Source organism: Actinoplanes oryzae (assembly GCF_030757795.1).
Taxonomy (GTDB): Bacteria; Actinomycetota; Actinomycetes; order Mycobacteriales; family Micromonosporaceae; genus Actinoplanes.
In genome coordinates, this window is sequence record NZ_JAUQWH010000233.1 from 1 (window position 1) to 11,047 (window position 11,047).

The following is an 11,047-nucleotide window of genomic DNA, read 5'->3' on the forward strand; positions in this document are numbered from 1 at the left end:
CTGCTGCACGCCGTAGACCCGGCCGCGCTCGACGTCGGCCCGGCTGAAGCGGAAGCCCAGGCGCAGGAAGGCGTCGAGGATGCGCTCCTGGGCCGGCAGCGGGTGGACGGCCACGGCGTCCAGGTCACCCTTGTCGACGGCCCGGGCGACCTCGAGCTCCGTACGCAACCCCATCGTCATGCCGTGCAGATGCTGCCCGTACACCTCGGTGATCGGGGTCTCCCACGGCACGTCGAACTTGAACGGGACGTCGTAGCGCGCGCCCGCGTCGAGCTTGAAGGAGCCGGTCAGGCGCTGCCGGTGGAACTCCTGATCGGTGTTGAACTCGCTGTCGCCGCTCTCGACCTCGACCCGGGTGAGCAGCCCCACGGAGACGTACTCGATGTCGACGGCGTGTTCGCCGCCGATCACGTGGACCTGGCCCTCGAGGAATCCGCCGGGCCGGCAGTTCGGGTTCGTGAGCACCGTCTCGACGGACGGACCGCCGACACCCATCGCCTGCATCAACCGCTTGAAGACCATAACCCAGCACGTTACCGCTAAGGGGCCACCGGCAGAACGGGACAAATCAGGTCGCCGGACTCAGGGTTCTCCCGGATTCATGCCACCCGGGGCGCTTCCTCACCTCCGCTTAACGCCCCCGAGTCCAGACTTTGATCACCGGCGCGACGAGCGGCGGGGACGCACCACTCACGGTGAACGCGGGGAGGGGACTGAAGGATGGTCCTGGAGATGAAGGCGACAGAGTCCACGGCTGCCGAGAACATCATGGCCGACGGTGTCGAGAACCTGACCGACCTGGACGCGACCGACGAGCGCGGAGTCTCCGCCGACCTGGTCCGCGCCTACCTCAACGGCATCGGCCGCACGCGTCTGCTCACCGCCGTCGAGGAGGTGACGCTCTCCAAGCGCATCGAGGCCGGCCTCTACGCCGAGGAGAAGCTGCCCACCGCCGGGCCCGACCTGGCCCCGCTCTACGACGTGATCATCGCCGAGGGCCGCGCCGCGAAGAACCACCTGCTGGAGGCGAACCTGCGCCTGGTGGTCAGCATCGCGAAGCGCTACACCGGCCGCGGCATGGCATTCCTGGACCTCATCCAGGAGGGCAACCTCGGCCTGATCCGCGCCGTCGAGAAGTTCGACTACACCAAGGGCTACAAGTTCTCCACGTACGCCACCTGGTGGATCCGCCAGGCCATCACCCGCGCCATGGCCGACCAGGCCCGCACCATCCGCATCCCGGTGCACATGGTCGAGCAGGTCAACCGCATGGTCCGCGCCCGCCGCGACCTCGCCACGTCGCTGGGCCGCGAGCCGAGCGTCGCCGAGATCGCCAAGGCCATGGACGTGCCGGAGTTCCAGATCATCGAGCTCATCTCGTACGACCGGGAGCCCGTCAGCCTCGACCAGGCCGTCGGCGAGGACGGCGAGAGCGCACTGGGTGACTTCGTCGCGGCGGTCGACCCCAATGCCGAGCCCGGCGCCACGGTCACCCAGGGCGAGCTGCGCAGCGAGGTCGAGATCGTGCTCGCCACGCTGTCCGAGCGCGAGTCGGCGGTCATCCGCCTGCGCTTCGGCCTGGACGACGGCCGCCAGCGCACGCTCGACGAGGTCGGCCGCGAGTTCGGCCTCAGCCGCGAGCGCATCCGCCAGATCGAGAAGGTGACGATGTCCAAGCTGCGCGACCCCGAGCGCGCCTCCCGCCTCGAGGCCTACGCCAGCTGATCTTCCCGCCACGAAAGCCGGTCGCTCTTCCGCGGCCGGCTTTCGCCGTTCCACGACAAGATCAAATTCCGACAAACGATGTCGCATGTGGGTGGTGCGTACAGACCGCCGCTCCCGCCGAGGTGCCCGGCACGACTCCGCAGGCCGCTGGCGCGTCCCGAACGCGGAGCCCCACCGGGCCACGTGCGTGATCCAAGACCCCGAAAACCAAAGGCCACCCCGGAAGCCAGATCCGACGTCAGGCGGATCTCAGGCGGCGGGGGCCGGTGTCGAGGCGGGCGCCCGGGGTGCCGGTCTCGACGGTGGCGTGGAGGATCGCGTAGCCGTCGGGGCGGGCCAGGACCGGGTTGAGGGAGAGGGATCGCAGGCTCGGGTGCTCGTCGGCGAGGCGGCCCACGCGCAGCAGGAGGTCGATCAGCGCGTCGCGGTCGACCGGCTCGGCGCCTCGGTAGCCCTGCAGCAGCGGCGCAGCCCGGGGCTCGTCGACCAGGGCCGCGGCCGCGCGATCGGTGAGGGGTGCCGCCCGCCAGGCCAGGTCGCCGAGCAGCTCGCTGGCCACGCCGCCCAGGCCGAAGCCGACGACCGGCCCGAACGCCGGGTCCTCCACGATCTCGATCGTGCATGCCACGCCCGGGGCGACCATCGACTGCACCAGGACCTCGGGGCCGAACGAGGCGGCCAGGTCGCGGTAGGCGGCCCGGACGTCGTCCTCGTCGGCCAGCGCCAGCCGCACCGCGCCCAGGTCGATGCGGTGCCGCAGCGCTCCCCCGGCCGACTTGAGCGCGACCGGGTAGCCCAGCTCGCGCGCCGCGTCGAGGGCGGCCTCGACGCCGGTCACGGCCGTGGAGGGGACGATCTCGATCCCGTACGCCGCCAGCAGCTCCTCCGGCGGCCCCTCGAACTCGGCCGCCGCGGGGTCCACGCCGGCCAGCGGCGGGACGACACCGGGCGGCCGGCGGAGCCACTCGGCGTAGGTCGCGACGCGGCCCAGGGCCCGCACCGCCTCCTCCACCGACGGGTAGGACGGCACGCCCGGCGGCAGCGGGCCCAGCAGGACCATGGTGACCGTCGGCTTCTCCCCCGCGAGCGCCACGCTGGCCAGGGCCGCGGCGAAGTCGGCGTCCTCGTCGGGGAGCTGGCCGGGCAGCGGCGGCGCGAAGACGGCCACCAGCGCGTCCACCCGGTCGTCGACGGCCGCGTCGGCCAGCGCGTCGGCGAAGTCGTTCGCCCCGGCGGTGGGGCTCAGATCGCTCGGGTAGCCCTCGGCCACGGTCAGCCCGTTGCCCCGGCACGCCGCCACGGCCAGGCCCGACAGCGCCGAGGAGTTGCCCACGATGCCGACCCGGCGGCCGGCGGGCAGCGGCTGGTGGGCGAGCAGGACGCCCACGTCGAAGAGCTCGGCGACGGTGTCGACCCGGATCATGCCGGAGCGGGCGAACAACGCCGCGACGGCCTTGGTGTCGGGCCCCGGCAGGTCTCCGGCCAGGCCCGGCGGGCGGGTGGCCGAGGCGACGGCGACGACCGGCTTGGTGCGGCCCATCCGGCGCGCCAGCCGGGCGAACTTCCGCGGGTTGCCGAAGGTCTCCAGGTAGAGCAGCACGGCGTCGGTCCGCGGGTCGTCCTGCCAGTACTGCAGCAGGTCGTTGCCGGAGACGTCGACGCGGTTGCCCGCCGACACGAAGCTCGACAGCCCGAGGCCGCGCCGCTCCGCCTCGGCGAGCAGCGCCACCCCGAGGGCACCCGACTGGCTGAAGAAGCCCACCCGCCCCGGCGGGGGCAGCCGGGGCGCGAGCGTGGCGTTGAGCCGTACCGTGGGGTCGGTGTTGGCGATCCCCAGGCAGTTGGGGCCGACGACGCGCAACCCCGCGGCGTGCGCGGCCTCCACCAGGGCCCGCTGCGCCGCGACGCCCTCCGGGCCGGCCTCCGCGAAGCCCGCCGAGACGATCACCACCCCGCCCGCGCCCGCCGCGGCGGCATCGGCCAGGGCGCTCGCGACGCCGTCCGGGGGCACGGCCACGACGGCGAGATCGATCTCACTGCCCGCGTCCTTCGCCGACGGGTACGCCGGGAGCCCGGCCACCCGCCCGGCACTGCGATGCACGGGCACGAGCGAGCCCGTGAACCCGCCGTCGCGCAGGTGACCGAGCATCGCGGCGCCGATGCCCTGCCCGCTGGCACTCGCCCCGTAGACGGCGACGCCGCGCGGGTGCAGCAGCCGGGCGATCGACCGGGACTCGGTCAGCTGCTCCCTGTTCTCCTGGACCTCCCGGGAGCGTTCCGTCGGGGCGATCGGGAAGCTGAGATGCACGACGCCGTCCGCATACTCCCGCTGGACGTGGTAGCCGAAGTCGCTGAAGACCCGGAGCATCCCGCCGTTCTGCGGGAGGACCTCGGCCACGAAGCGGGCGATGCCGTTGCCCCGCGCCGCCTCGGCCAGGTGCTCCAGCAACACCGAGCCGATCCCCCGGCCCTGGTGGGCGTCCTCCACCACGAAGGCCACCTCGGCCTCGGGCGACTCCGGGCCCAGCCGCTCGTAGCGCCCGACCGCCATGATCTGCGGCCCGGCCACGATGACGAACGCCTCGCGGTCGTGGTGGTCGACGTTGACGAAGCGGGCGAGGTCACGCTCCGGAATGCGCGGATAGGGCGAGAAGTAGCGCAAGTAGCGCGTCCGGTCGCTCATCCGCGAGTGGAACTCCACGATCGCCTGCGCGTCGGCCGGCTCGATGGGCCGCAGATGCACGGCGCGGCCGTCGGAGAGCAGGACGTCGGCCTCCCTGCCCATGATCATCACCTCCCGGCGCGGTCTCTCTGCTCGGTGGCCGCCATGACCCCGAGACCCCTAGATGGCTCGTGGCCATTGTGTGCCGCCGGACGACGGGCCGGCACGGTCATTGGTCCCGATCAGCCGGCGCTCGTCGCCGGAAAGCGATGCCTGGAGCGCCTGACCTGCGGTCGCCGATCGCGGATGTCACGTCGGTCACTCGCTTCGGTGCAACGGATCAGTCGCGGCCGTCGTGCGGGTCCAGCCCGTGGAGCGGGAAGACGGCCATGCGGGTGGCGAGGATGGCCTTGTCGACGGGGTCGGGCGTGGTGCCCGGCTGCCAGCGCTCGACCGGCGGCGCCGTGCCGTCCGTGAGCGTCTCGGGCACCGGGGCGCCCGGGCGGCGCTCGGCGGCGAGCTTGCGCCAGGCGGCCGGGGTGGCGGTCGCCGGGTCGAGCGGCTCGCCCGTCGCCACGGCCAGCAGGTGGGTCCAGGCCCGCGGGACGACCTCGACCAGTGCGTAACCGCCGCCGCCGAAGGCGACCCAGCGCCCGTCGCAGAACTCGTCGGCGAGGGCGCGCAACGCCACGTAGGCGGCGCGCTGGCCGTCGACCGAGAGCTGCAGGTCGGCGAGCGGATCGAGCCGGTGGGAGTCGGCGCCGCACTGGGTGACCAGCAGCTGGGGGCGGAAGGACCGCAGCACCGAGGGCACCACGGCGTGGAAGGCCCGCAGCCACCCCGCGTCACCGGTCGTGGGCGGGAGCGCCACGTTGACCGCCAGCCCCTCGGCCCCCGGCCCGCCGGTCTCGTCGGGATAGCCGGTGCCGGGGAACAACGTGAGCGGCGACTCGTGCAGGCTCACCGTCAGCACCCGCGGATCGTCGTAGAACGCCGCCTGCACCCCGTCGCCGTGGTGCACGTCCACATCGACGTAGGCGATGCGCTCCGCGCCCCGGTCGAGCAGGCGCGCGATGGCGACCGCCGGGTCGTTGTAGACGCAGAAGCCCGCCGCCCGCGCCGCCATCGCGTGATGCAGCCCACCGGAGACGTTGACCGCACGCGTGGCAGCCCCCGACCAGACCGCCTCCGCGGCCGCGATCGAGGCGCCGCAGATCCGGGCGGAGGCCTCGTGCATGTCGTCGAAGACCGGATTGTCCGGCGTGTTGAGGCCCCAGCCGCGGAAGAACGGATCGCTCGGCGCGAGGCGCACGGCCTCCAGATAGTCGGCGCGGTGCACCCGGGTGAGCGCGGCGTCGTCCGCCATGGCCGGCGTGATCATGCGCACTCCCGGCCGGTCCAGAACGCCGAGCTCGCGGGCGAGCGCCATGGTGAGCTCCACCCGCACCGGATCGAGCGGGTGATCACCCATGTCGTAGCGCAGCAGGGCCTCGTCCCACACGATCGCTGTCGTTCCGTCGGCCATGGCAGTCACTCTGCCACGCACCTGTGACAGAGCATCGGCCACGCGGCCGGGCTGCCGGAACGACCTGGGAGAACTGACAAAAAGCGCAACCCTGGCCGCCGTTGCCGAGTCGGGACCGGCGGGAGCCCCTCCGGTTGGGTAAGGTCTTGTGACCCACCTCGTCGGCATGAAGTCAAGCCCCGGCTGCGAGGTAATATCGCTGCTGGGAGGGCCGCAACCGTGAACGTTCCCGTCGATACCACTGCATGTAACGGCGCCTTGCGCTCCGTTGGGGAGGTCGGCGCATGAAGGCGTCCGTGCACAAGCACGATCTGGTCGACACCACCGAGATGTACCTGCGCACGATCCTCGAGCTCGAGGAGGAGGGCGTGCCACCGCTGCGCGCCCGCATCGCCGAGCGGCTGCACCAGAGCGGTCCGACGGTCAGCCAGACGGTCGCCCGCATGGAGCGCGACGGCCTGCTCAGCGTGGAGAACGACCGCCACCTGGTGCTGACCGAGGAGGGCCGCGAGACCGCCGTGGCCGTCATGCGCAAGCACCGGCTGGCCGAGCTGCTGCTCGTCAACGTCATCGGCATGCCCTACGAGGAGGCCCACGAGGAGGCCTGCCGCTGGGAGCACGTGATGAGCGACTCGGTCGAGCGCCGGGTCTACGAGCTGCTCAACCGCCCGAGCCGCTCGCCGTACGGCAACCCGATCCCCGGCCTCGAGGTGCTCGGCGTCCCGACGGACGAGCCCGACGAGGAGACGCTGCCCACGATCCTCGGGACGGGCGAGCGCAACCTCGCGTTCCCGGGCCTCAGCGGCAGCGTCGTCGTCCGGCGCATCTGCGAGAGCGTCCAGACCAACGCCGGGGTGCTCCGCCAGCTCCACGCCGCGGGCATCGACCCGGGCGCCACGGTCACCGTGGCCCAGGAGCGCGACGGCGTGACCATCGACCGCTCGGGCGACAAGATCCGCCTGCCCCGCGAGGTGGCGTCGCGCGTCTTCGTCGACGCCCACTGAGCAGCACGCCCGCTGAGCAGCACGACCGCTGATCAGCACGCCCGCTGAGCAGCACGACCGCACCATCACGCTGCACAACGCACCGCACGACCACGCTTCACACTGCACGACCACGCTTCACGCCGCGGCGCCGGGCTTCATGACGAAGCCGGGCGCCGCGGTCGCTCCGCCACCGCGCCCGGAAACCGTCCGGGACGCCGGCCACAACCCGCTCAGCACCGACAGGTCGGCGCACGCGCGCGGAGACAACCCGCGGAAACAACCCGCGGCACACGCGCGGAAACAGTCCGCGGCACACGCGCGAGAACAGGCGGCGGCACACGCGCGGGAACAGCCTGCGGTACAGGCGGCGGCACCGGCCTCGGCAGGTGCCATACCGGACGGCTCAGGCGCCGTCGTAGTACGGGCAGTGCCGGCAGCCCCGGCCGCAGCAGGTGCCGCGCCGGGCGAGAAAGCCGGCCGTGAGCACGAAGAGCCCGGTGTCCGGATCGAGGTAACCCGCCGCACCGGCGTCCAGCGCCGCCCCGTGCGCCGCCAGGATCTCGGCCCGCCGGGGATGGGCCGGCGCCAGCCGCGCCGGGTGCGGCTCGGTGAGGGGGCGCGGGGCCGGCATGTCCACGCGTCAGACCGTACGCCCCACCGCGATAGGCTCGACCGTCCGACCGAGGGAGTGGAACCGTCGTGATCAATGATCGTCTCGTCGATGCGGGTGAGCTGCCTGTCGCGGTGCGGGACTTCGGCGGCGACCTGCCTCCCCTGCTTCTGCTGCACGGGGCGGGCGGCAACCTCGCCGGGATGACCGCGCTGGCCCGGGCGCTGCGGCCCCGCCACCGGGTCATCACCGTGGACCTGCGCGGGCACGGGCGCTCCGGCGACGGCCCCTGGAGCTGGGACGCCGGGCTGGGCGACATCGCCGCGGTGACCGTACAGATGGAGTTGGACCGGCCTGCCGTGGTGGGGCACTCCTTCGGCGGGATGCTGGCGACGCTCTGGGGGCAGCGGCATCCCGAGGCCCCGGGCGTCGTCAACCTGGACGGTAACCCGCCGCCCACCCGGCCCGACCAGGTGTCCGGCCGCAGCGCGGAGCTCGCCCGGCTCGCGTCGGTCTTCGACTCGATGGAGGCCATGGCCGGGCCCACCCTGCCGACCACCGAGCTGCCCGCGCTGATCGAGCGGCAGCGGGCGATCGCGCGGGAGGCAGGCTTCAACGAGAAGCTGTGGATCGAGGCGTTCCGGCGCAACGTGGTGAGCAAGGACGGCGAGACCACCGTACGGCCGTCCGGGGCGACCGTCGCCACGCTGCGCAAGCTGATGACGGAGATAGACCTCGGGCCCGTCTACGCCTCGACGCCCGCGCCGACCCTCGCCGTGCTCGCGACGCGGGACACGCCCGAGCAGGAGCCGTTCGCCGAGCTGTACGCCGCGTACCGCCGCTTTCTCGTGGAGCAGGCGGCGACAGCGGCGAAGGAGAACCCGCAGCTGCGCTATCTGTCGCTGGAGGGCGCCTCGCACGCCATGGTCCTGGAGCGGCCGGACGTCCTGGCGTCGCTGATCAGCGACTTTCTTGGGGCCGCAACGGCCTAGTCGCGCCGGTGGCCAGCAGCCCGAGGCCGATCGCGGCGATCACCACGAGCAGGGCGCGGAAGGGCCCGAGGTGCTCGGCCAGCACGCCGATGAGCGGCGGCCCGGCCAGGAAGGCGCCGTAGCCGATCGAGCCGGCCACCGACACCCGGATCGCGGCGCGCGCGGGGTCGTCGGCGGCGGCGCTCATGCCGACCGGGAAGCCGAGGGAGGCCCCGGCGCCCCAGAGCAGCGCCCCGGCGAGGGCCACCGGGAGCCCGGCGCCGGAGATGACGAGCAGCAGCCCGGCCAGGGCGGAGACCGCGGTGAGGCGGAGCGCCACGACCCGGCCCCAGCGTTCGATGACAGCCCCGCCGAAGAGGCGGCCCAGCGTCATCGCGGTGACGAAGAAGCCGAAGCCGACGGCGCTCATCGTCTCGGACGCGTCGTAGCCGTCGGCCAGGGTGATCGCGAGCCAGTCGTTCGCGGCGCCCTCGGTGAAGCCGAAGCCGAGCAGCAGGACGCCGATGAGCAGGGTGCGGGGCTCGCGCCAGGCCTCGGCGACCGAGCCGCGGGGCTGCTCGGGGTGGTCGGCGGCGCGGGGCGGCAGGAAGTGCCGGGTGGTGCCGAGCATGACGGCGGCGGCGACCACGGCGGTGCCGTACACCTGGGCGGTCACCGAGACGCCGAGGGCGGCCATGGCGGCGCTGAGGCCGGCGCCGGCGACGGTGCCGAGGCTGAACGCGGCGTGGAAGCGGGGCATCAGGGTGCGGCCGATGCGGCGCTCGACGTCGGCGCCCTCGACGTTCATGGCGACGTCCCAGGTGCTGTTGCCCATGCCGATCAGGACCAGGCCCACGCCGGCGACGGGGATCGAGCCGAGGGCCGTGCCGGTGCCCAGGCCGATCAGGCCTAGGACCACGGACATGCTGCCGATGAGCACCGCCCGCCCCGGGCCGAGCCGCTGCACGAGCGGCCCGGCCAGGGGGATCGCGGCCACGGCGGCCCCGGAGAGGCAGAGCAGGAACAGGCCCAGGCCCGCCGAGGAAAGACCCAGATCCTCGCGTACGGCCGGAGTGCGCGCGAGCCACCCCGCGAACGCGACGCCGTTCGTGGCGAAGGTGACCGCCACGGCGATCTTGGCACGCGACTCCGTGGCGGCACTCACGTGATCAACTTAACCGCGCAGGCGGTCGGTCACCACCGTTCCGTTGACGACCTTGATGAGGTGGTCGTAGTCGCGGCCGGGCTGCCGCAGCCGGTAGCGCTCGACCGAGGTGCCCGTGGCGTGCCGCTGGTCGCGAGGCACGTTGAGCAGCCAGGACGCCTCCCCCTCGTACGTGTCCAGCAGCTCGTGCCCCGGCCAGGTGCCCGCGTCGGTGAGCTCGATCGTCGTCGTCAGCCGGTCCGCCGCGTCGATGACAACTGACCCGTCGAGGCCGTACCGGTAGTCGAAGACCTGTCGCGTGCGGCCCGTCGTCACGACCGAGCGGTCGGTCCACGTGGCGTCGAGGGCGTCCTGCGTCTCGTCGGCGTTCCACGTGTGGGTGCTCACGTTGCCGACCGTCCGGGACACGGTCGTCGTGACGCGGCCGTGCGACGTGTCGACGTACCCGGTGGTCGTCAGCGAGTGGCTGCCCCGGGTCGTCAGGGTCGGCGCCGCGTAGGTGGAGTCGTTGCGCAGCGCGGACGCCGAGGAGCTGACCAGCTTGCCGGTCACCTGCCGGCTGCCGGCGTCCCGCCAGGCCAGCAGCGTCGTGGGCACATCCCACCCCGACTGCCCCGCCGGTACGCCCACCACGTCCACCGCGATGTCGTGCACCTTGCCGTCGGTGAGCAGCCCCACGAACGGCGTCAGGTCGTACCGGACGGGGTGGATGTCGAAGGCCCGGGGCGCCGGCAGGACGTACCACATGAAGGGGTTGGACCAGCCGCCCGTGTAGATGTGCGGGTAGGGCGCCGCGATCCCGGCGAGCCGCCCGTCGATGGTGACCTGCACCTCACGGTAGGGCCCGTCGTCGGCGAGGCACGAGTACGCGACGTCCGACGGCACGGTCAGGTACCAGAACTCCTCGCAGCCGCCGCCGGACCCGGTCGCGTACACGTCGGCGAAGAGCTTCTCGGTGTTGCGCGGCACGGCCTGCGTGACGGGCAGGACGTCGGGGCGCGCCGGGGCGGCACCCCGGTAGAAGGTGAGCGACACCCGCACGTCGAGCACGCCGGTGTACGTGTCGTCGACCACGTTGCCGATCAGCATCTCGACCGGCTGGGGCTTGGTGAGCAGGGCGGCGTACTCGGAGACGTCCTTCTCGACCGACCACTCGATGCCGTCCGGGGAGGGCTCGGGCGTGGAGGTCTTGAACACGGTCACGCCGCCGATCTCCAGGTAGCCCAGGCGGTCGTACTGGCGGCCGGCGACCTGGCCCTCGAGCCGCAGCACCACCTTGCTCCAGGGTCCGCGGCAGGTCGGCCGGTAGGTCGACGTCCAGGGCGTGAAGTCGCGGAACTCGGTGTCCACGATGGTCGTCGAGCACGACGGGCCGGCGGGGACGGCGACGGGCGGGGCGGCGG

Annotated in this window: 9 protein-coding genes; 3 read left to right on the forward strand and 6 right to left on the reverse strand. The window is 73.0% G+C overall.

The genetic code is table 11. The features are described 5' to 3' along the window. On the reverse strand, window positions 1–522 hold a 522-nt coding region (locus tag RBH18_RS40595), incomplete at its 3' end, for a sporulation protein (protein ID WP_306215836.1). Between the two features lie 210 nt (window positions 523–732). On the opposite strand from RBH18_RS40595, the gene sigB reads away from it, so the two are divergent. Further along, a complete protein-coding gene (gene sigB / locus RBH18_RS40600) occupies window positions 733–1,725 on the forward strand; it encodes an RNA polymerase sigma factor SigB (protein WP_306215837.1) in 993 nt (330 codons plus the stop codon). A gap of 238 nt (window positions 1,726–1,963) precedes the next feature. On the opposite strand, the gene RBH18_RS40605 is transcribed toward sigB, so the two are convergent. Both RBH18_RS40605 and RBH18_RS40610 read right to left on the reverse strand, forming a co-directional pair. Next, window positions 1,964–4,510 (reverse strand): bifunctional acetate--CoA ligase family protein/GNAT family N-acetyltransferase, encoded by a 2,547-nt coding sequence (locus tag RBH18_RS40605; RefSeq protein ID WP_306215838.1) that lies wholly within the window; start codon window positions 4,508–4,510, stop codon window positions 1,964–1,966. Window positions 4,511–4,727: 217 nt separating this feature from the next. Further along, on the reverse strand, window positions 4,728–5,912 hold the full coding sequence (locus RBH18_RS40610; protein ID WP_306215839.1) for an acetoin utilization protein AcuC: 1,185 nt from the start codon (window positions 5,910–5,912) through the stop codon (window positions 4,728–4,730). A 284-nt stretch (window positions 5,913–6,196) separates the two neighbouring features. On the opposite strand from RBH18_RS40610, the gene RBH18_RS40615 reads away from it, so the two are divergent. Beyond that, window positions 6,197–6,916, forward strand: a complete 720-nt coding sequence (locus tag RBH18_RS40615; RefSeq protein WP_306215841.1) for a metal-dependent transcriptional regulator — start codon at window positions 6,197–6,199, stop codon at window positions 6,914–6,916. 385 nt (window positions 6,917–7,301) lie between these two features. Here RBH18_RS40615 and RBH18_RS40620 read toward each other — a convergent pair whose 3' ends face one another. After that, window positions 7,302–7,529: a DUF5522 domain-containing protein gene (locus RBH18_RS40620; RefSeq protein WP_306215845.1), complete on the reverse strand. Its 228-nt coding sequence runs from the start codon at window positions 7,527–7,529 to the stop codon at window positions 7,302–7,304. A 68-nt stretch (window positions 7,530–7,597) separates the two neighbouring features. Here RBH18_RS40620 and RBH18_RS40625 point away from each other — a divergent pair, with 68 nt between their 5' ends. Beyond that, window positions 7,598–8,500 carry an alpha/beta fold hydrolase gene (locus RBH18_RS40625; protein ID WP_306215842.1) on the forward strand — a complete coding sequence of 301 codons (903 nt, stop codon included), beginning with the start codon at window positions 7,598–7,600 and terminating at the stop codon, window positions 8,498–8,500. On the opposite strand, the gene RBH18_RS40630 is transcribed toward RBH18_RS40625, so the two are convergent. Together RBH18_RS40630 and RBH18_RS40635 are read right to left on the reverse strand one after the other, a co-directional pair. Continuing rightward, window positions 8,469–9,644: an MFS transporter gene (locus RBH18_RS40630; RefSeq protein ID WP_306215843.1), complete on the reverse strand. Its 1,176-nt coding sequence runs from the start codon at window positions 9,642–9,644 to the stop codon at window positions 8,469–8,471. The genes RBH18_RS40625 and RBH18_RS40630 overlap by 32 nt on opposite strands. Window positions 9,645–9,653: 9 nt before the next feature. Then, window positions 9,654–11,047: peptide-N4-asparagine amidase (locus RBH18_RS40635; RefSeq protein ID WP_306215844.1), on the reverse strand; the 1,394-nt coding region annotated here is incomplete at its 5' end.